General features: G+C 36.3%; 18 protein-coding genes. 10 read left to right on the top strand and 8 right to left on the bottom strand.

The genetic code is table 11. The annotated features are described in order from the left end of the window. Positions 1–18 precede the first annotated feature (18 nt). Genes ACN5L8_RS00330 through ACN5L8_RS00320 form a run of 3 tightly spaced genes read left to right on the top strand, consistent with a single transcriptional unit; the run spans position 19 to position 1617 of the window. Positions 19–633 carry a hypothetical protein gene (locus tag ACN5L8_RS00330; protein ID WP_419171960.1) on the top strand — a complete coding sequence of 205 codons (615 nt, stop codon included), beginning with the start codon at positions 19–21 and terminating at the stop codon, positions 631–633. Further along, a complete protein-coding gene (locus ACN5L8_RS00325) occupies positions 630–1442 on the top strand; it encodes a matrixin family metalloprotease (protein ID WP_419171959.1) in 813 nt (270 codons plus the stop codon). Before ACN5L8_RS00330 ends, ACN5L8_RS00325 begins: the two co-directional genes overlap by 4 nt. Before the next feature lie 52 nt (positions 1443–1494). Continuing rightward, positions 1495–1617 carry a hypothetical protein gene (locus ACN5L8_RS00320; protein ID WP_255509259.1) on the top strand — a complete coding sequence of 41 codons (123 nt, stop codon included), beginning with the start codon at positions 1495–1497 and terminating at the stop codon, positions 1615–1617. On the opposite strand, the gene murD is transcribed toward ACN5L8_RS00320, so the two are convergent. Beyond that, positions 1610–2917 (bottom strand): UDP-N-acetylmuramoyl-L-alanine--D-glutamate ligase, encoded by a 1308-nt coding sequence (murD, locus tag ACN5L8_RS00315; protein ID WP_419171958.1) that lies wholly within the window; start codon positions 2915–2917, stop codon positions 1610–1612. The two genes, ACN5L8_RS00320 and murD, sit on opposite strands and share 8 nt — an antisense overlap. Before the next feature lie 48 nt (positions 2918–2965). Between murD and ACN5L8_RS00310 the strand changes: the two genes are divergently transcribed. From ACN5L8_RS00310 to ACN5L8_RS00285, 6 genes are all read left to right on the top strand, one after another. Further along, positions 2966–4231: a methyltransferase gene (locus ACN5L8_RS00310; protein ID WP_419171957.1), complete on the top strand. Its 1266-nt coding sequence runs from the start codon at positions 2966–2968 to the stop codon at positions 4229–4231. Continuing rightward, positions 4179–4985 (top strand): SDR family NAD(P)-dependent oxidoreductase, encoded by an 807-nt coding sequence (locus ACN5L8_RS00305; protein WP_419171956.1) that lies wholly within the window; start codon positions 4179–4181, stop codon positions 4983–4985. The genes ACN5L8_RS00310 and ACN5L8_RS00305 overlap by 53 nt, the downstream gene beginning before the upstream one ends. Positions 4986–5095: 110 nt before the next feature. Then, complete coding sequence (locus tag ACN5L8_RS00300) at positions 5096–6085, top strand: ParB/RepB/Spo0J family partition protein (RefSeq protein ID WP_419168554.1); 990 nt, start codon at positions 5096–5098, stop codon at positions 6083–6085. Between the two features lie 60 nt (positions 6086–6145). Further along, positions 6146–6583 carry a disulfide oxidoreductase gene (locus ACN5L8_RS00295; protein WP_419171955.1) on the top strand — a complete coding sequence of 146 codons (438 nt, stop codon included), beginning with the start codon at positions 6146–6148 and terminating at the stop codon, positions 6581–6583. Next, positions 6576–7223 carry a DsbA family protein gene (locus tag ACN5L8_RS00290; protein ID WP_233500286.1) on the top strand — a complete coding sequence of 216 codons (648 nt, stop codon included), beginning with the start codon at positions 6576–6578 and terminating at the stop codon, positions 7221–7223. Before ACN5L8_RS00295 ends, ACN5L8_RS00290 begins: the two co-directional genes overlap by 8 nt. Next, on the top strand, positions 7223–8257 hold the full coding sequence (locus ACN5L8_RS00285) for a peptidogalycan biosysnthesis protein (RefSeq protein ID WP_419171954.1): 1035 nt from the start codon (positions 7223–7225) through the stop codon (positions 8255–8257). The genes ACN5L8_RS00290 and ACN5L8_RS00285 overlap by 1 nt, the downstream gene beginning before the upstream one ends. Before the next feature lie 51 nt (positions 8258–8308). On the opposite strand, the gene ACN5L8_RS00280 is transcribed toward ACN5L8_RS00285, so the two are convergent. Further along, on the bottom strand, positions 8309–10675 hold the full coding sequence (locus tag ACN5L8_RS00280) for an ATP-dependent Clp protease ATP-binding subunit (RefSeq protein WP_115363866.1): 2367 nt from the start codon (positions 10673–10675) through the stop codon (positions 8309–8311). Positions 10676–10812: 137 nt separating this feature from the next. On the opposite strand from ACN5L8_RS00280, the gene ACN5L8_RS00275 reads away from it, so the two are divergent. Further along, positions 10813–12525, top strand: coding sequence for a mechanosensitive ion channel family protein (locus tag ACN5L8_RS00275; RefSeq protein WP_419171953.1), 1713 nt, complete (start codon positions 10813–10815; stop codon positions 12523–12525). 2 nt (positions 12526–12527) lie between these two features. Here the strand turns inward: ACN5L8_RS00275 and ACN5L8_RS00270 are convergent, their stop codons facing one another. The 6 genes from ACN5L8_RS00270 to ACN5L8_RS00245 form a co-directional block, all read right to left on the bottom strand. Next, complete coding sequence (locus ACN5L8_RS00270) at positions 12528–14834, bottom strand: penicillin acylase family protein (protein ID WP_419171952.1); 2307 nt, start codon at positions 14832–14834, stop codon at positions 12528–12530. A 2-nt stretch (positions 14835–14836) separates the two neighbouring features. Continuing rightward, positions 14837–16240 carry a TonB-dependent receptor gene (locus ACN5L8_RS00265; RefSeq protein WP_419171951.1) on the bottom strand — a complete coding sequence of 468 codons (1404 nt, stop codon included), beginning with the start codon at positions 16238–16240 and terminating at the stop codon, positions 14837–14839. 379 nt (positions 16241–16619) lie between these two features. Beyond that, positions 16620–17609, bottom strand: coding sequence for a porphobilinogen synthase (gene hemB / locus ACN5L8_RS00260; protein ID WP_419171950.1), 990 nt, complete (start codon positions 17607–17609; stop codon positions 16620–16622). A gap of 3 nt (positions 17610–17612) precedes the next feature. Beyond that, positions 17613–18044, bottom strand: a complete 432-nt coding sequence (locus ACN5L8_RS00255) for a SufE family protein (RefSeq protein WP_115363876.1) — start codon at positions 18042–18044, stop codon at positions 17613–17615. Positions 18045–18096: 52 nt separating this feature from the next. Beyond that, the gene (locus ACN5L8_RS00250; protein ID WP_115363878.1) at positions 18097–18348 is read right to left on the bottom strand and encodes a hypothetical protein; all 252 of its coding nucleotides are present in this window, start codon (positions 18346–18348) and stop codon (positions 18097–18099) included. 45 nt (positions 18349–18393) lie between these two features. Further along, positions 18394–19260: a ParA family protein gene (locus ACN5L8_RS00245; protein ID WP_115363880.1), complete on the bottom strand. Its 867-nt coding sequence runs from the start codon at positions 19258–19260 to the stop codon at positions 18394–18396. Positions 19261–19307 lie beyond the last annotated feature (47 nt).

The raw sequence follows: 19307 nt of genomic DNA, 5'->3' as shown, positions 1-19307 counted from the left end.
CTTCTTAACAATTGTGTCATGAAAAAGTTGACCTTAACAGTTGCATGCTTTGTCTTTTTCATGACAAGTCTCGTAACAAATCAAACAAATGCACAAATATACAATATACCTGGTGAGTTCTCTCTAGGTATAGGAAATATGACAAAGTACGTTGGAAAGGTTCAAAAGGACCTTGACGGTGGACGAAATTATTTTGATTTCAATCCATATCTTCGCGCCAATTACCGCTCAGACTTTTATTGGGATAAGAAGTTAATCCTTGAAATAGGCTTAACAATTCCACAAGAAGGAGCTGATGATGCAGTTACAGTAACAAATCTTTGGCTTCAAGCATTAATTGAACATGTGATTAGTAACTTTAGATTGCAGGCCGGTGCTGGACTCTTCTTCACTTATACGAAAATGGATGGTGAAGTTCAAACGCTTGGTAATGGAATTTCTACTCAACAATATAATACACCTTCAGATGTCCAAACGGCGGTTAATAATATTCTCGTGATAGGAAGTGACTATCTGTTAAATAAGGACATTTTTATCAATGGCCAAATTAGTGCCTTTAATATTGAAGACGGTGATGAGCGTGCATTTAGCTATGGGCTCTCAATTAATTACACACTAGGTAATAAGAAATGAAAATACTTTTAAGCTTTATCATAGCTTTTTCGGCCCAGGCCTTTACTATCAATGCCAATATACCTATTCGCTTTGCAGATCCTGAAATTAGAGTTCACGTTGCAGACAATGCTTGCTCAAATATCACAGACAGCGCCGATGAAATTATGGATATGGTAGAAATAGCAGCAAGTAATTACTGGAATAAAATTTCAACAAGTAGCCTTCATTTAAAAGGTGGCAATATTCAAACTGTTGATAGCGCTTATACGACAAATGGAATCTGTAATGCTGGATCAGCTGGCTGCTCAACTCAAGTACCAGATACAAATAGAGATATCCTTATTGTCTGTAACGGCAATACTGATGTTTTCACTTCAGTTGGAATTCTGGCAGTAACCCTTCCAAATAATCTAAGTGGTGCAACAATTGTTGGCTCAGTCATCGGAATTAATGATATTTCTGGAACTAAGTATAATGAGCAAACTCGTGCTCAGAAGATTGCTCTCTTTGCCCATGAAATTGGACACGCCTTTGGCCTTGGCCATTCTAAGCTTGAGGATTCTTTGATGTACTTTAGAAATCTAACAGGCCGAGAGACAATCGGAGAAGACGATTGGGACGGAGCGACTTACCTCTACCCTAAAGAGCAAATTCCAATGTGTGGGACAATTGAGCAAATCGATAAGCAGATCGATGATAAGCTCGAGGGCACAAACTTGTCTGAACAGTCTCCTGCAAAGCCTTCCGGTGGTTTTTTCATAGGTGCTATCATGTTATTATTGAGTTTAATAATAACAAGATTTACGAATCAAGAAAAAATTTGTTAAGAAGTTAAATTTTTTTCTAAAGATTCAAACAGTAAGTGCCGATAATCACATTATGGAATCAAAGTCAGGAAAATTTATTTTAGGTATTCTTATCATTTTTCTATTTAAAGTCGCAATTGCTGACAATATGAGAGATACCAAACCACATGAAGTTAAGATCTCTGTTCTTAAGTAAGCGCTAATTTCGTAAAGTGCTCACCTCTTTTGATATAGTTCAGATACTGATCAAATGAAGGAAAGGCCGGCGAAAAGAGAATTACTTTTGCTTCAAATCCAGCTTTAAACACATCATCCAAATTCTCATAATACTCACAATCAATTTCACGGCATTCATTACTTAAAATCTTTCCAGACTCACCAAAAAAGTAAATCTTTCTTATCTCATTCTTGAATTCATCTAAGCGAGAAAGCTGATTATCACCTTCGCCTCTTAATTGACCACCAATGATAAGATCCACATTACCTAAGTTTTCAACTCCTTTAAGTGCAATACAAGTAGAATCCCAATTAGTGGATTTTGCATCATTAAAAAAGTATTGATCAGATTCATGTTTAATTAATTGCAAGCGATACTCAACACCATGGAAGCTCTCACAAGCACCTTTAAAAGCATCAATATTACCTGTAAAAGCATCCCACAAGAGGTAGACGAAGTAGGTATTGATAATATTGTGTTCACCAAATATTTTAAGTTTTGAGACATCGATATAAGAAGATAATTCAGAGATAATCTTTTTCATATCAAGATCTAGTGCATGGCCATTTCTCATCTCATACGGAATTGCCACAGGAAGGCCACTTGGATAATAGGCCACTCCACCATTTTGCATATTCTTAAAGATTTCATACTTATCAAGTCCATATTCTTCGATATTATGATAGCGCTCGCCATGACTAAAAGTGAGATTTAAAAGTCCGGCCACATCACATTGAAATTCCTCAATGAGATTTAATTGAAAGCTTGAAAGCTCAAGGATAATTCCCTGGGCCTGCTCTCTTTCACCACTCATACGCTCATAGATATAATCACAAAAAGGCACACCAATATTGCCACCTATGAAGTAATCCCCTGTCGTATCATACTTTGCACACTCTGCAAGAAAGCTAACAACAGTGGTTTTTCCATTAGTTCCAGTAACTCCCAGAATTGGAGCATCAGCAAATTTATAAGCAAGTTCAATTTCACACCAAATAGGACATGTAACACCATCAAAGATATCAATATCCTTAGAGATTCCTGGAGATAAAATAATCAAATCCATCTCTTTTAATAGCTCATTTGAGTTTTCTTGCTCCACCTTGCCCAGAATACTTCTTGTCTCTTCATATCTTGGCCAAGTTTCAACCTCACCTTGATTAACTAAATAAACGTCCTTTTCAAGAAATGTCAGAAGGCGAAGGGCCGAACGGCCTGAAACACCGAGTCCTACAACTGCGATTTTATTATATGGATTAAGAGATTCATTAATAATCATAGAAAAGTCCCGTTTTAAATGGTGGTTAGTCATGCTATAAATAACGTGATGAATTACCAGCAGCAATTTACTTCTATTATAAACATTCTACGGCCATATAGTGAAATATGGCAAAGAGAAGTTATTGATCAATTCCGTGCTGGAAAATTAGATCAAGTCTATCCTAAAGAGCTCATTGCACCACTACGAGAAATAACACCTCAGGAACAATTCAAAGTCGATTGCAAAAGAATTTATGACTCACTCCCAGAATCAGACTTAAAAGATCTACTTAATTCATTAAAGAGTTTAGAAAAAGTAGAAGTCATTGATAAAGAGATGACGGCCGGAATTGAGAAGCTTCCAAGCTGGGCATTTCACAAAGTTAAGGGAAAGAAGCAATACGAGATTCTAACGATTGCAAACTTCCTCACGAACTTACAAAAAAATAAAAAGATCAAATTTAAACATGTTGTTGATATTGGCGCAGGTGTAGGCCACCTTAGTAGAACTCTAGCCTACTACTTTGGCATGGATATGATCAGTCTTGATATAAATCCAGAGTTTCAAGAGATAGGGAAAAAGAGACTTGAAAAATTTCCTAAGCCGCAAGGTCACAAGAATGTCCGATTTATCAATCATGACTTTTCAATCGATTTAGCAGATGAAAAGAATGAAGAAATCTTTTGCGTTAATTCATTTTCACTAGGCCTTCATACTTGCGGGCCACTTGCTGTTAAACATATGCAGGTTGCAGCAAAACATCAAAGCAGTGGAATGCTAAATTTCGGTTGCTGCTATAATAAGCTTACACCTAAAAGTGATATTAACCTCTCAAACTTTGCCAAAGAAAATAATCCACTTGAGTTTGGACGCGATAGCTGCACTCTTGCGACCAGAGGTCATCAAAGTATGACCTATGAAGATTTTGAGCAAAAAAGAAAAGTTAAATACTATCGCTACTGCTTACAATTTTATATTGATGACATCTACGGACAAGACAAAGAAGTTATGCCTATTGGAGATGCACATAAAAGGCTTTATCTTGGTGACTTTGCAACCTATGCAAAATCAAAGTGCCACGAAAATAATATACCAATAAATTTTTCAGATGAAGAATTTGAAGAGTATTTAAAAAAGCATGAAGACATTCTAGAGACATTATTTCTTTGCGATATTATTCGCTGGCAATTTGGACGAACACTTGAGCTATACATCCTTATTGATCGTGTTATGATGTTACAAGAGATGAATAAAGAGGCCAAGCTTATGAGCTTCTTTGATGAAGAAGAATCACCTCGTAACATGGGAATCTGGTATTATGACAAAGAATAAGAAGTTCGCTCTTATAACAGGTGCCACAACTGGGATGGGTGAGGCCTTTGCTAATTACTTTGCAAGTGCTGGAATCAATCTCTACCTTCACGGCAGAAATAGTGAAAAACTAAGTGCAAACGCAAAGACCTATCAAGATAAGTATCACATTGAATGCAAGGTTATAGTTAAAGACCTCATAGAAGATGATGCCAGCTCGTTTTTAATTAAAGAAGTAACAACTCCAATTAATTACCTCGTCAATAATGCAGGTTATGGAGTAGCTGGTAAATATCAAAATACTGATATCGAAAAACAAATAGCCATGCAAAGAGTTCACGTTGAAGTGCCCATGAGACTGACACATCACTTCTTAAAACAAGATGACCAATTACAGATTATTAACGTGGCCTCTCTTTATGCTTTCTTCCCTGTTCCTAGACAATGCATTTACGCTGCTTCAAAAAGCATGATTCACTCTTTTTCCCTTGCTCTTTATCGCGATCTCATTGGAACGAATAAAACTGTTATCTCTGTTTGCCCAGGACTCGTTTATACTCAATTTCGAATTAATCAAGGTAAACAAGAGAAAAAACACTTCTCAGGTATTTGGCCAAAACAGGTTGTTGAGGAAACATTGAATGCTCTTTCTAAACAATCACCATTTATTATTCCTGGCAGATTCAATAGAATTTTCAAATCACTTTTAACGACGCTCCCCACAAAAGTGTCATTACGCATAATTGAGAGAGTTAACACGGGGCGCGGATACTAAATACTTTCTTACAATACCTGTCAGATCTAGTCAGAATTAAAAATGCACCTTAAAATGCCTTCACACAACACACACGATTATTCATATAATTAATTTTATGAGGGACATAAATGCAAACTACCACAATCAATATTGATGAAATCAAATTAAATTCTCAGTACCTTAGAACAGAGACAGATGTAGAAACATTAAAGAATAGTATCGAAAGTATTGGACTAATTAATCCTCTCACAATTAATAAAGAAAACGAATTACTCGCAGGAGCAAGAAGATATACAGCTTTAAAAGAGCTAGGAATCACTGATATTCCAGTTCACGTTGTTGATAGAAAGAGCCTAGAGCAAGAACTTATCTCAATTGATGAAAACCTTGTTAGAAAGCCACTTGATAAACTTGAGTTTGAGAAGTGTCTTAATCGTGGTCGCGAAATCTATGAAGAATTAAATCCAACTGCTACAAAAATTGAAGTTGATAAAATCGCAACAACGACTGAAGAGAAGAAGCTTGAAAAAGCTCAAGAAGAGCAAGATATGGACTCTTTTGCAGCTGTTACTGCCCAAAAAACAGGACTTTCTAAAAGCGTTATTAAAGGTGCAATCAAAAGAGATGCTCTTGCTTCAGAACATGTTAAGAAGGCCCGTCGTCTTGGCCACTTAAACGCTAGCCAAACAAATGAGATCATTAAGCTTGATAAAGAAACACAAGAGAAGATCCTTCCAATGATTGCTGACAAAACAGTAAAGGAAGCAAAGCAAATTATCACAGCTGCAAAACGTGGTGGAATTGAAGAAGCAAATCAAGAAATTGAAACAATGATTCCACTTCCAAAAGAATATGCACATCTAAGAAACCTCTCTAAGAGACTAAATAAAAATCTAACGAGAATTCTTCTAGAAGAGCTAACTTATGAAGGTAAAGAAGCAGACTCAATCATGAAAGAGATGAGAAAACTGCAAGAAAACCTGAACCACTTTTTTAAAATGGGAACGACAGGTAGCATGACAAGCACTGAGTCAATTGATGAAGATGAGCATTCAGAGTCAACTCCAGTAGTCTTAGAAGAAGGCGCACAAGAATTCACACCAGAATACACTCTTTAATAAACGTTTACCTCTGGTCAATGTCATATTTTTTAGACAAAATAGACCAGAGGTAAATTTATGAAAAAACAAAACTCAAATCTCATTTTTATTTCCTGGATTGTTGCCATGATAGCAACAGTAGGAAGCTTATTCTTTAGTGTTATTATGGAATTCACTCCTTGTTCACTTTGTTGGTACCAAAGAGTGGCCATGTATCCCCTTGCTATAATTTTTCTCTTTGGCGTCTACGATGAAGAACACTATTGCATGAAAACAAGTATTCCTTTCACTGTCATTGGATGGGCCATTGCCGTTTATCACAATCTTCTTCAATGGAAAATTATACCAGAAAGTGCCTCACCTTGTTTAAGCGGAGTACCATGTTCAGCAAAATGGATAAATTGGTTTGGATTTATTTCCATTCCATTTCTATCACTTATGGCATTTACAATTTTACTAATAACTCTAGTAATATATTACAAAAATAAAAAATCAATGAGGACAACAAATGAATAAGAATTACAAAATCATCAGTGTTGTGATTGCACTTATTGCAATCTTTGCTATCGCAACAACAGTTTACAAAAAACAACAAAGTAAGAAGCTTGGTATGCAAGCTAATGAAAATTATAAACTCTTTGTTCCAGACTATGCCCCATCAATGGGACCTGAAGATGCGCCTGTTACAATCGTAGAGTTTCTTGATCCAGAGTGTGAATCATGTCGCGCATTTTATCCATATGTTAAAAATGTTATGGCAAAGTACGAAGGACAAGTAAGACTTGTAGTTCGTTATGCGGCCTTTCACAAGAATTCAAGTTATGCCATTGCAATTCTAGAGGCAACGAGAAAGCAAGACAAATACTGGGAAACTCTTGGTGTCTTATTTAAAAGTCAACCAGCTTGGGGAAATCATCACAACCCAAGACCAGATCTCATTTGGAATTATCTTCCAACAATTGAGGGACTAGACATTGAAAAAGTAAAAGAAGATATGCACGATCCAAAATTCATGGAGATTGTAAAAAAAGACATGGAAGATGGAAAGAAACTTGGAGTACGTGGTACCCCTACTTTCTTTATCAATGGGAAACCATTAAAGAATTTCAGTTACAACCAACTTGAACTACAAGTTAAGGAAGAGCTTGAAAAATAATGCATACCTTTGCTAACTCCCACTTTCTCAAAATCATAGAAGACAGTGGGAGTGCATCTCCTCAGAGAGGATGGCATCCAGTTCACCTAACTAAAAATGACAACACTCTTATCTCATATGTAAAAGATCATAGTTACGGTGAGTATATATTTGATTGGGCCTGGGCCGACCTTTATTACAGAATGGGCCTTGAATATTACCCCAAACTCATTCATGCTATTCCTTTTACACCTGTTAATAATAGTAAATTCACAAAAGATCTTGATTCAGATCTTTTAAAAGAATCATTTGAGTTTTATCAAAACTCTCCTTTTTCAAGTGAGCACTATTATTTTACTGACAAGCAATACACACAATTAGAGGATTTAGGTTTCTTTAAACAAGTCACGACTCAATATCACTTCATAAATGAATATGACTCTTTTGAAGATTATCTTTCAAAACTAAGAAAGAATAAAAGAAAGAATATAAAGAAAGAAAGACGAACATGTGATGCATACGAGCTTAAAATAGAGAAAGTAGACGCAAGAGATCTACAAATAGAAGAACTTAAGCAGATCTATGGAATCTATTTAACAACCATCGATAAGAAGTCAGCTTACCCCTATTTAACGTTAGAGTTCTTTATTGGACTTAAAGAATTAGATAATTGCTTCTTCCACCTGGCCTATCTTGCAAGTAAAGAAGATGAGATTATTGCCATGGCAATGTTCTTTGAATCAGAGACAAAGCTTTATGGACGCTACTGGGGAATTCATCCTCTTTATCAAAGCAGTTTTGATTTTCTTCACTTTGAAATGTGTTATTACATGGGAATGGAATACACAATAGATAAAGGGCTTAGAATATTTGAGGCAGGCGCACAAGGTGAACAAAAACTTTACCGAGGATTTCGTCCAGTGGAAATTGAGTCCTGGCATCATTTAAAGAATACTCAGATTCACGAAGCTCTTAGACAACATGTACTAAACCAGAATAAACAAGTGCAACGTTATCATCAGAAATTAAATGAGCTTCTTCCCTTTAAGAAGTAGGTACGTCGATACTTTTGGCCTTTGACCAAAAGTATCGACGTACCTTAACATTTACCTAATCGTTATTTCAGAATCTTTATAATCAATATTTAAATCTTTAGATTCTAAGTCATGAGACATAATCTCTTTTGACAGCGGTCTAGTTACAAGTCGATTAAAAGTTGAGGCAAGTGGCCTTGCACCGTAATCTTCACTATAACCTTGCTCGTTTAATCTCGCTCTTACACTATCAGAGATATTAACCTTCAGTTTACGTGCAAGAAGCCTCGAGTTTAATTCTTTGATCTGCTTATCAATTAGTGAATTCATAATTGAGCGATCAAGCGGATTATAGTCTAAGACTGCATCAAGACGGCCTAAAACTTCTGGCTTAAATGCATGTTCAACATTCTTAGCATTTGTTGTAAGAAGAATAATTGTGTTTTTAAAATCAATCGTTCTTCCTTTATTATCAGTTAGCCTCCCGTCATCAAGGATCTGGAGTAGAATATCTCCAAAGTCACGATGGGCCTTCTCGATTTCATCAAAAAGGATAACAGAGTAAGGGTGGCGTCTGATAGCTTCAGTTAAAACACCACCCTCTTCGTAGCCGACGTAACCAGGAGCGGCACCTATAAGCTTACTAACAGAGTGTTTTTCACTATATTCTGATAAATCAAAGCGAATTAAATTATCTTGTGTATCAAATAAGAATTCACACAATGCTTTTGCTGTTTCAGTTTTCCCAACACCACTTGGTCCTTTTAACAAGAATGAACCTAATGGACGAGATGGGTCTGTTAGTCCAGCATGAGAAGTAATGACAGTATCAGCAATTTCTTGTAATGCTTCATCTTGTCCAAAAACACGTGACTTTAAAAAGCCTTCAAGTTGAAGAATTTGAGATTGTCTCGACTTTAAGATCTTCTCAACAGGAATTCCCTTTTGTCTTGAGATAACCATTGCAATATCTTTAGTTGCAAGAATCCAGTCATGATGACAAGACTCTAACTCTTTTTCAATCTCAGGTAGTCTTGAATACTTAATCTCACTAGCTTTTTCATAGTCTTGATTTCTTTCTGCTGCTTCAAGTTCAAAAGTTAAACGGTCACGCTGATTCTTAAGTTCAGAGACTCTTTTAAGAGAGAGAACTTCATCTTCCCATTTTGCTTTTTGTTCATTGAACTTATCTTCAAGCTCTTTTATTTCAGAGCTCAGTTTTTCATTTTCCTTATCAATTTGTGCATTTACTTTCTTTGAGCGTATCTCTGCCTCTAGCTCTACTAACTTAGCAGGCATGGCCTCAGCTGAAAGCTTTAGAGCACTTGCAGCTTCATCCACAAGGTCGATGGCCTTATCTGGTAAATTCTTATCAGTTATATACTGATCAGAGAGTATCACTGAATTAAAGATGGCCTCATCAGAAATTTTAATACCATGGTGAATTTCAAGCTTATCGCGTATCCCCATTAAAATTTCAATGGCATCTTCTTTTGATGGCTCATTAACCGGTACAGCTCTAAATCTTCTCTCAAGAGCACTATCACCTAAGATATATTTCTGATATTCTTCATCAGTTGTAGCACCAATACAATTTAGCTCCCCTCTAGCAAGGGCCGGCTTTAGAAGGTTGGCCGCATCCATTGCACCATCAGTTTTACCTGCACCAACAAGTTGATGGATCTCATCAATGAAGAGAATCGAAGTGGCCGCATTCTTTTTAATATATTTTAAAAGCTTCTGTAGTCGCTCTTCAAACTCTCCGCGAAATTTAGTTCCGGCCATTAGAGCTCCCATATCAAGAGCATAAACAGTCTTTCCCTCTAATACATCTGCAACCTTGCCTTTAACAATCATCTCAGCAAGACCTTCAACAATAGCAGTCTTACCAACACCGGCAGGCCCTACAAGAACCGGATTATTCTTTCCACGTCTTCCTAGGATCTCCATCACCGCACGAATTTCTTTTGAGCGGCCAATAACTGGATCAAGCTTACCTTCTTGTGCCATTTCATTAAGATTTGTTAAGAATGATGGCACTTCATCTTCCTCATCACCATCAAAGTTTTGAGAGAAAATTGTAGGGTCAATATTTAAGCTTGGAAGAATCGTAATGATATTCTTTAGTAAATCTGTCTCTGAAATTTCCTGGCGTCCACTTTGTATTGCATTAGAAGATGCAAGAGTTAACCACTTACTGAGTCCAGCAGTCGGTCTTATATTATCAAGTGCCACTTCACTTGATGCCTGAGGAAGGCGATCAACTTCTGTCTTAATCTCTTTCAGTTTATTCTTAAGAGATCTTGAAGAGAAAGAAGATGGATTCTTCACTAGTCCATAGGCAAGGTGCCATTCGGATAGTTGAGTATTCTTCTTTTCCATAAGAAGAGTTTGGGCAATGTCCAAACTACCTGCAACGATTGAATCGTACTTATTCATAAAAATCCTCCGCGTAAATTTTGGGCATAAACACCTAAAATTATGAGGTATTTTTCCCCTTCTATAAATAAGATGGGAGCTCATTTATAATTGTCAAGGTAACCAATTAATTTTTTTTCGTAATAAAAAGAGTGTTTATGTATAAAACTTTTATCCAATTTTTCCTTATACTTTTAACTATTTGCAAAGTTCAAGTGCTTGCAAATGAAATCGTCCCTCTCGACTTAAGTACACCTAGAGCGACAATGAATTACTATCTCAAGAATATGAAGGCCTATAAACTAGGAAACAACCTTGGGCTAGAATATGCCATAAAGACTTTTGATGGTAGTTATCTTCCGGAATCAGTTAGAGAAGTTAAACTTAAAGACTATGCTCAAACGTTGATAACGGTTCTTGATCGTATTGAATATATCAATGTAAAGAAAATCCCTAAGAAGCCTAATACAGATATTTGGTACTACCGCAAATCTAAGGTCCATGTTGATGGTGATGATCATCAAGTCGAAATTTCTTTACAGAAATTTGAAAGAGACGAGAAAATTGTTTGGCTCTTTACTGAAGAAACAACGAAATCACTATATCACTACGACTTATCACTTAGAGGAAAACAAACGGCCAAAGACGTTGTTTACAGTAAGTCCATAAAAGATCGACTTAAAGAGTATCTTCCTCCATGGACTTTTCATCAAAGATTTCTTCTTTTAAATATCCATTGGATTCTATTAATTATAATTACTCTTATAAGCTTTGTTTTTGACCGTATTGTACGTCACTATATTGCAGTTAAAGCAATTTCAATCCTAAAAAAGAGAAATATAAGCTTTACTGAAAAACAACAAAACAGACTGACTGCACCTTTTGGAATTGTTACCTTTGTTTATATTTTTAAAACATTATGTACATGGATTGATTTACCGACTGATGCTCTTGTTCTTATCATAAAAGCCTGCGACATCATTTTTGCTGTCGCGATGATTATGATCTTAAACGAGCTACTAACGGTCATCTGTCTCTACTTAGAAGATAAGGCCCGTGATACTGAGAATAAATTCGATGATATTATTGTTCCCCTTGTAAGAAAAACTGCAAGATTCTTTATTTTTGCTGTTGGTATCATTTTCATTGGTGATGCACTAGAGCTGGATATGAAATCCATCCTAGCAGGTATGGGAATTGGTGGTATTGCTTTTGCTCTTGCAGCAAAGGATACAATTTCAAATCTCTTTGGTTCATTCACAGTATTATTTGATAATCCATTTACTATTGGTGACTGGGTTAAGATCAATGATGATATTGAAGGGATTGTAGAAGAAGTTGGAATGAGATCAACTCGTATTAGAACATTTTATAATTCAGTTTTATCTGTTCCAAATGGTACTCTTATCAATGCAAATATCGATAACCTTGGAAGACGTCGCTATCGTAGATTTAATACAAACTTAGGTATTGATTATGCTACTCCACCAGAAAAAATTGAAAACTTTTGTGAGAGTATAAGACAAATCATCATCGCTCATCCATTTACACGTAAGGATAACTTTCAAGTATATTTTAATGGAATGGGTGCAAGCTCTCTTAATATTCTTGTTTATATGTTCTGGGAAGTTCCATCATGGGATGACGAATTACATGAAAAACATAAATTTCTATTAGATATTTTAAAAGTTGCAAGAAAGCACGGTATTAACTTTGCCTTCCCTACTCAAACTCTACATGTACAAAAAGATCCAGGTGTTACTTATTCACCTGAAGAAGTTAATTTTGAGATGTCGAAACAAGTTGCTAAGTCACTTGAAAATGAGCGTTGGCACGCACCAAATCGCTCATCTATTGATCGTTTAAAGTAATACTATATTGGCCTTAGGGTTAAAACCTTAGGGCCAGATTTCTTAACTAAATCAAAATTAAAAATCTGATAACGATATTCATCATTAAAAAATCTTTCTCTTTGGTTGTCGTAGTATGGCGATAACATATGTCCAGAATTACCAAGAGGTAAGATACCATATGAAAGATCAACATTAGCAAAATCAACAAGGCGTCTCGTACTTGGCCCAGTCACTGGAGTGTGGCCCTTATTACATTTTACACGCCTGATATGGTTAATACTATTGATTGATCCATTTGCTTCATACGGCCCATGAGAGAAAATCTTTGCTAAGAATTTATTCTTTTCAAACGGATGAACGAATTTTAGTTTGTGAACACGGCCCCATCTCCATGTACCAATATCGGTCCCTAATTTTTCCTTTAACTTTGCAACTGACTCTTTAAATGCCATGGCCATAACATCAAAGCGTTCCTCGACTGGAGCAGTTTTTTCAATATCCCACCAAGCATCAAAAGGCCTATCAAGTAAACGATAATAAAAAGTCCAAGAATTTATGGCCTTACAATAATTAAGATAATTATCACCCATTTCATCCATCAACAGCCTTCTAATATTCATATTTACTTCATGAAATATTGTTGGGGCCACTTGATCATGACGCGAATGACCTTTCCACTGTGCTAACTTTTCCAACGCCTGCTGTTCTAAGTTATTGAGCTTAACTCTTTTAGCAGATTTAATAATCATTTCTTGAATAATAGCATTATGACTACTAAAGCTAGCTGTTTGTACCATCTTCTGAGAGTCGATATCCCAATTCTTACGTAACTTAAGAGATTCGAGAATTGTGTTGTAGCGATTATCAGAATGCCAGCCACCACGATGATGAATCCCTTCCTTCATCGTTTTTGGTGCATCATTGGCCGAGACCACAAAACCATTTTCTGGATTTATCTCATGAGGCTTATCATCGAAATCATAAGCTCCCAAGATCTTACGATCAGCACTTTGTACAAGATCAGACTCATAAGGATGAGATCTATTATAGCTATCACCCATAACTAAACGAGCTACATTTCCCTTGGCATCAGCATATACAATATTAAGCCCAGGTGACTTAACAATACTTGTTGCTTTTTTTATCTCTTCAAAACTTTTAGCGCGCCCTAGCCCATAGAAGCCTTCAATTGGCTTATTACCTAGTTGAAAAAAACTAAAGTGTGCTGCTATATTCTTTGAATCCTTATTTACTGTTTTTACAATTTCATCAACAATAGGGCCTTTTTCAGACCACTTAAGGTTAAAGTTAATAGGAGTCGAACCTTTTACTTTTATGACAGAATTTTCAACACGAACAATATCAAAGTCATCGTCTAGTTGATAAAGATCCACATCATCTGTATAGCTAATTGTTAATCCCCAACCGTGATTACGATTATGTCCCATTCCAGGGAAAGGAATCATTGGAAGAAAATGGCCATACATATGAAAACCTTCTTCTTCATTTTTAATATTGGCCTCATACCAAATATTAGGTGCTGAAAACTTAATATGTGGATCACTTGCTAAAATTGGCTTACCTGATCGAGTTTTATCCCCACTTATGGCCCATGCATTAGAGCCTGTGAAGGTACCAATCCCTTCAAGAAGATCATCGTAGTCAATAAATTGAGCTTCTACGACACGACGAAGACGATGAGATAAATCAACTTCATTATTTGCAAAGAGATATTTTAAATCACGGTGTTTTACGTCGGCCATGATTTGTTGATAAGCAATCTCATTTCTCATAAATGGAGAAAAGCTATAATTTAAATAGACAAAGACACCATAGATATCTTCTAGATTAATTTTCTTAGGCTTGATTCCAAGTATAAAATATTCAATCGGTCGAATGCTGTTTTCTAAGTAATAATTATAACCAGCGATAAATGATTCGAGATCTTTGCGAACGACAGGATCAAGATTTGTAAGAATATCATTGCGTATATAGCTTGAATTGAGAGTTCTAAATAATTTATCAGCAGCAACTAAGTCAGGCCCAAGAATTTCAGAAAGTCGTCCTTGTCCTGCGCGAGCAATTAGCTCGTATTGAAAAGCTCTATCACTTGCCATTGAAAAGCCAAGTGCATAATTCATATCATGTCTTGTTTTAGCATCGATATGAACAACACCTTCGTGGTCACGATAGATTTGAACTTCATTATCGATATCACCAATTTTTAAACTTCCTTCCATAACTGGAAATGAGCCTAACAAGAGGAAGTATACGGTAGTTATTAATAAGAATACGGCCCCAAGTAGTGATAAGATAATTTTTTTCATAGTTAACTCTTAAATAGTTTTTTCTCTTTAACGTGATCAGCAACGACTTTTGGAAGCTTATCTTCCCAGCCTTTTTGATCTTTTTGAATCATTTCAATAACTGTACGAGACCAAATACCTGATGATTCGAAATCAAATCCCTCTAAATCAACGATGAGTCCATTATCTCTTAGGTATTTTACAAGATACTCAAGAGTTGGATCGTATTTAACATCAGAGAAGCCTAGACGATTATTTGCATCATTATCATCGGCACATGGATATAGAAATAATTTAGTATTAAGGCCAAATAACTCACCAAGGCCACCTAAGATCCCATATGAAGTATCTTCATAGTGCTTGATATTTAGAATTTCGTTTAAGTTATATGTATTTGTAATAAATGCGATTTGGCTTTTAGAAATTGGTTGTAGGAATTGATTAAGCTCAAAGTATGAAGCAAAATTAGTAATAAGAACTTTTTGCTTAAGTTTTGTAAGTAGATCAACTCTTGCTAAGAAGTCTGCATTATCGATTGCAGAGCTTCGAGATAAAAGCTTTGACATCGAAATCTCAGATAACGTCACAACGTTTTCACATTTTTCAGTAGTACATAAATGTTCACGACCAACTTTAAGGGCATCTAAATTCCCTTTTGTCGGTGGCCTAAAAGATCCTCTAAGAACCACAAGAGGCTTTCGATAGAGATAATCCTTAATTTGAACAACACTTCCATTCTCATCAAACATAACTGCAGATGTGAATTTTCTTTTTACAAGTTCAAGAGAAAGTATTCTTGGATCAAGGCCTTCAAATGCAGGGCCACGTACATCAATCATATCAATCAACAAACGACTTGTAGAAAGGTTATCCATAAGAGATGAAACGAGTCTTGATGTATCATTTGAATTATAGAAACAGCTGTGAATCATATTCACACCTAAGAAACCAACGGCCTCTTGTTGCTGTAGGTTTTCTTGATCTAACATTTTAACGTGAAGAATAAGGTCAGAAGGCCGTGCTCCTGGAGCGTGTTGAAAACGAACACCTAACCAGCCATGACATTCACCTTTGCCAGAATAACTCTTTGCGGCCACTGTATCGGCAAAGCAAAAGAACTTAGTTGAGTCATCGCGTGAGTCCTTTAGACGATCATACGTTTTTGAAAATTCAGTCTCAAGCATTTTATTCAAACGACCTAATGAAACATAACGCTTTGTCTCTTCAATCCCATAAATTGAATCAGAGATCTGCATATCATAGGCCGACATTGTCTTTGCAACAGTACCAGCAGCTCCACCTGCTCTAAAGAACTCTCTGGCCACTTCCTGACCTGCCCCAATTTCGGCAAAGCTTCCATAGACAGAGTTGTCGAGGTTAATTTGTAGTGCTTTTTGTTTTGCTGATAGAATCTGGCAAAAATCCATGTGTAATCTTCCTTAAACTTGGCTTAAATAATTGAAATCTTACTCATATAATACCAGTTTAAAACTTCAAATGGCAAAGTTAGGACACAAGAAATCAGCAATTGTGACAATATAATTTATCCTAAAAGCAATAAAATGCGTTGGAATTGGCCAGTAATTCCCGTTATTTGGCAACCTTGCTAAAAATTGACATGGATTTGTCGATATGAACAATGAAAGGATGATACAATATCCTTAAGAAAGGAGATGGAACTATATGTGGATTCCAGTAATTATTGTCGGTATTTTAGTAGGAATTGCTTCAGTCAAAGAGAAGCAGGCCCGCGAAAAAAGAGCAAAGGCCTACATCCCTATTAAATCAAAAAATTAATTCTTGTCATTAATTCTTAGCAAAATTAATCGCACACTCTTTTGCAAAATAAGTCAAAATCATGTCACAACCTGCACGCTTGAAGCTTGTTAGCATTTCAAGACTTACAGCTTCGCCATCTATCCAGCCTTTTTCAGCTGCGGCCTTAACCATGGCATACTCGCCAGAAACATTATAAGCAGCAACTGGAAGATTCGTTCTCTCTTTCATTTTTGCAATAACATCTAGGTAGCTAATTCCTGGTTTCACCATAAGAATATCTGCACCCTCTGCCTCATCAAGTTCAATCTCTCGTAGAGCTTCAGTAAGATTAGCAGGGTCCATTTGATAAGTTTTCTTATCACCGGCCTTAGGTGCGCTATCAAGAGCATCCCTAAAAGGTCCATAGAATGCCGAAGCATACTTGGCCGTATAAGACATGATTTGAGTTTTATGAAAGCCTTCACTATCTAGCGTTTCACGAATATGTCCAACTCTTCCATCCATCATATCACTTGGGCCAATAATATCACTTCCGGCCTGGGCCTGAGATAGTGCCATAGCAGAGAGAATATCTAAGGTCTCATCATTTAAGATTTCACCAGTTTTTTCACAAACAATACCATCATGGCCATCGCTAGAATACGGATCCATCGCAACATCTGTCATAATTAGCATATCTGGACATGCATCTTTTATATCTTTAATTGTCTTTTGAAGAAGTCCATCAGGGTTCTTTGATTCAGTAGCAAGACGATCCTTGATTGAATCATCTAGGGCCGGAAATAATGAGACGCACTTAACACCAAGATTCCAAAGCTCTTTGACCTCTTTTACAATTAAGTCGCGACTAAAACGATTAATTCCTGGCATAGAATCAACAGGAATGATCTTATCCTTACCCTCTACAATAAAAAGAGGCATGATTAAATCATCAACTGTTAAGATCGTTTCACGCATAAGAGATCTCATTGCGTGGTTTTTGCGATTACGACGAGGTCTAATATTATTTAAATACATATATTATAATCCCATTTGTAACTTAGTTTTATATGCGAGAGCATACATGGAAATTTGCTTAATCATACTTGATAGGCCGTTAGCACGTGACATTGATAAGTGCTGTCTTAAGCCGATCGTATCGAGAAAGTCTGGTTTCGTAGCAAGGATCTCATCAGGAGTAGCATCTGAGTAAATCCCAATAAGGATTGAAACAATACCTTTAACAATGGCCGCATCGCTATCTGCTTGGAAAATAACCTTACCATCTTTTAGCTCAGGGATAAGCCATACTTGAGATTGACATCCCTTAACCTTATATTCTTCTTTATATAATTCTTCAGGTAGTGCAGGCATTTTCTTTCCCATGGAAATAATATGCATGTAGCGGTCTTCCCAATCATTGAATTTATTAAACTCTTCCACAAGAGCATCAACTCTTTCTTGAATTTGCACAATAGGCTCCTTACCTTAAGGGTCTTTTAATATGGCAGGAGTTTAGCACTATTTAGATGATGCGTGAAGCAAACTCCAGCATTTTTTCGATTTGCTCAGCAATATGATCCACAAGATTTTGTAGTGCGATAAAGAATCCATAATTACCAACCTGATTGGTAATCATTGCAATCATAGACTCCAATAAGTCTAGATAAGGCTCTAAACCAAGCTTTTTGATAACAAGTTCAATATAATTGGCCACACCTTCCACGTCTTTACCTTCATTTGTTACTACATAGAGAGGATTCTTAATTGATGCCACGTAAACTCCTTAATTCATCATTCTTCTTTAATCTTATCATATAGACTATAAACTCGCTTCATTCCACGAATCAATTAAATTTGCGATTTTATTAAATTGTTCATGAAGCGGGCGATATTCCTTGGAATTATAATCATAAATAGACTTCTTAGCGGCCTGTGACTTTACGATTTGGGCCTTATTAAAGAATGGAGCAATATACTTATCGTTGCCAGTAACTTTACGAATAAGTTCCTTAATCTCGTGTAGATCACTCTCCTCTTGCTTGCGTCTTGAGTCCATAAGATTTGGTATATGAGTGATAATTTCAGGAAGTTCTACTAATTCCATATCCTCGATATCCCCAAGCATGCGATAAAAATGCTCTAGGCCCTTCATTGAAAAATCATCAGGTCTAAATGGAACAATCACGCCATCGCTTGAGCAGATACTATTAACCACGAGAAGCCCCAGAGTTGGAGGGCAATCCACAAGAATATAATCATATCGTTTTCTAAGTCCGGCCTGTTCAATATATTTTTTAAGAATAGTTTGTCTTGGGGAGTTAACTGAAGCAACACAGAGTTCAAAACCAGAAAGCTCTTGGGCCGAAGGAAGAAGATCGACTCCCGCTTCAGTCTTGTAAACGACATTTTCAAAAATTACACTTGTATGCATCTGCTTTAATTCTTTAACTGTATTCAAAAGAAGATTAAAAATACTTTTCTCATTTTCTTCTCTTCCAAAAAGATAGGACATATTGGCCTGAGGATCCATATCCACGACAAGAACTTTATGACCTTTTTGAGCTAAAGCATAGGCCGTGTTAAAACACATCGTCGTCTTTCCGACGCCACCTTTTTGGTTTAGAAAAGATATGACCTTTCCTTTACCCTTATCATCAAGTTTTTGCTTATTTCGCCCAAAGAACATACTTCCCCCAATATGAATGTAAAATTCTTGGAAAGTATAACATAATT

The sequence above is a fragment of the Halobacteriovorax sp. genome (assembly GCF_048381875.1).
Classification (GTDB): Bacteria; Bdellovibrionota; Bacteriovoracia; order Bacteriovoracales; family Bacteriovoracaceae; genus Halobacteriovorax_A; species Halobacteriovorax_A vibrionivorans.
Note: the sequence above shows the minus strand (reverse complement) of the source record. Positions and strands in the feature narration are given on the sequence as shown.

What these genes read in the sequence shown, in the direction of transcription:
- ACN5L8_RS00285 (WP_419171954.1), top strand. Translation starts at nt 7,223, where the DNA reads ATGCATACCTTTGCTAACTCCCACTTTCTCAAAATCATAGAAGACAGT.
- ACN5L8_RS00325 (WP_419171959.1), top strand. Translation starts at nt 630, where the DNA reads ATGAAAATACTTTTAAGCTTTATCATAGCTTTTTCGGCCCAGGCCTTT.
- ACN5L8_RS00330 (WP_419171960.1), top strand. Translation starts at nt 19, where the DNA reads ATGAAAAAGTTGACCTTAACAGTTGCATGCTTTGTCTTTTTCATGACA.
- ACN5L8_RS00270 (WP_419171952.1), bottom strand. Translation starts at nt 14,834, where the DNA reads ATGAAAAAAATTATCTTATCACTACTTGGGGCCGTATTCTTATTAATA.
- ACN5L8_RS00265 (WP_419171951.1), bottom strand. Translation starts at nt 16,240, where the DNA reads ATGGATTTTTGCCAGATTCTATCAGCAAAACAAAAAGCACTACAAATT.
- ACN5L8_RS00310 (WP_419171957.1), top strand. Translation starts at nt 2,966, where the DNA reads ATGAATTACCAGCAGCAATTTACTTCTATTATAAACATTCTACGGCCA.
- ACN5L8_RS00275 (WP_419171953.1), top strand. Translation starts at nt 10,813, where the DNA reads ATGTATAAAACTTTTATCCAATTTTTCCTTATACTTTTAACTATTTGC.
- ACN5L8_RS00320 (WP_255509259.1), top strand. Translation starts at nt 1,495, where the DNA reads ATGGAATCAAAGTCAGGAAAATTTATTTTAGGTATTCTTATCATTTTT.
- ACN5L8_RS00300 (WP_419168554.1), top strand. Translation starts at nt 5,096, where the DNA reads ATGCAAACTACCACAATCAATATTGATGAAATCAAATTAAATTCTCAG.
- ACN5L8_RS00280 (WP_115363866.1), bottom strand. Translation starts at nt 10,675, where the DNA reads ATGAATAAGTACGATTCAATCGTTGCAGGTAGTTTGGACATTGCCCAA.
- ACN5L8_RS00290 (WP_233500286.1), top strand. Translation starts at nt 6,576, where the DNA reads ATGAATAAGAATTACAAAATCATCAGTGTTGTGATTGCACTTATTGCA.
- ACN5L8_RS00295 (WP_419171955.1), top strand. Translation starts at nt 6,146, where the DNA reads ATGAAAAAACAAAACTCAAATCTCATTTTTATTTCCTGGATTGTTGCC.
- murD (WP_419171958.1), bottom strand. Translation starts at nt 2,917, where the DNA reads ATGATTATTAATGAATCTCTTAATCCATATAATAAAATCGCAGTTGTA.
- ACN5L8_RS00245 (WP_115363880.1), bottom strand. Translation starts at nt 19,260, where the DNA reads ATGTTCTTTGGGCGAAATAAGCAAAAACTTGATGATAAGGGTAAAGGA.
- hemB (WP_419171950.1), bottom strand. Translation starts at nt 17,609, where the DNA reads ATGTATTTAAATAATATTAGACCTCGTCGTAATCGCAAAAACCACGCA.
- ACN5L8_RS00305 (WP_419171956.1), top strand. Translation starts at nt 4,179, where the DNA reads ATGAAGAAGAATCACCTCGTAACATGGGAATCTGGTATTATGACAAAG.